1 protein-coding gene is annotated in these 1,133 nt (G+C 67.2%); it reads right to left on the bottom strand.

Annotated features, from left to right (window positions below):
- Window positions 1-543: 543 nt before the first annotated feature.
- On the bottom strand, window positions 544-1,133 hold a 590-nt coding region (locus AC1DZ6_RS25605), incomplete at its 5' end, for a glutathione S-transferase family protein (protein WP_477099894.1).

The following is a 1,133-nucleotide window of genomic DNA, read 5'->3' as shown; positions in this document are numbered from 1 at the left end:
CGAGCGCGTCACCGCCCGCCTGCTGCTAAATCGGCCCCCAGCCAACRCTGTATCCGTGTTCCGTGCCCAGCCGGCACCAGATGGATGGGGTTTGACGAGGTCCCTACGCACGCGGACGCCGCCGCCGACAGAGCTTCCCGCTCGATCGCCCCCCGCCGCCGCATCGGTCGCTGGCCATGCGCCCTTTCCATGCGGCGAGGTGAGATCAGGATACGGGCGGTTTGGAGAGTGGGGATAAGTTCGATCGAGAAAGTTCAGGGCGTTGAAATTACTGATCTTTGCCTGCTGAACGCCGAGCGTAAGTCTCGAAACCCTCTCCCAGAGGGAGAGGGAGGGGCCCAAGCGAAGCTTGGGAGGGTGAGGGGTTAAACCGTCAGACGGCGTGCCGGCAGGGCGTCAGCGTGAAACCGGACAGGGTGAAACCTCTCACCCTCCCACCGCTACGCGGCGGGCCCCTCCCTCTCTCAAAGAGAGAGGGATCCCGAATGTCCGCTAGGGTCGAAAGCGGAAGCTGGCCTCTGCTCCACTTTCAGACGTTCGCTCCTAACCCGCCGCCCCGTTACTCTCCCACCCGTCCACAAATGGAAACCGCTCGGCCCAGAACGCCGCCAGCCGCGGATCCGCATCCACCCGTCGCACGACCTCGCTCATTCGCGGCGCCACTTCGTAGAACCGCTTCCGCCGAGACCCCCACCGGCTGACGACGGCGACATACAGGTCCAGCACCGTCAGCTCATCGCCCAGCAGGTATCGCCCCGGCGTCAGCTGGCTCTCCATCATCCCCCAGCACTCGGCGATGCGGTCGGCCGTGGCGGCCTTGATCCGCACCCCGGCCTCGACATCCGGCCCCGCCAGCCGCGAGGGATCGTCCCGCACCCAGAACAGCGAGTAGATCGAGGCCGGCACGAACACCATCCAGCGCAGGAACTGGCCGCGCAGGGGCGAATCGAGCGACGGAGCCAGCCGCGCTTCCGGGTGGCGGTCGGCCAGCCAGATCAGGATGGCGGCGCTCTCGGTGATCGTCTCGCCGTCGGGGGTGACCAGGGCCGGGATCTGGCGCAGCGGATTGACCCCCGCGACCTTGTCCTGCTGGGCCGCGCCCTCCCAGGTCGGTGCCTCGACCACGCTGTAGG

The sequence above is a fragment of the Caulobacter sp. P1_B12_2 genome (assembly GCF_056406675.1).
Note: the sequence above shows the minus strand (reverse complement) of the source record. Positions and strands in the feature narration are given on the sequence as shown.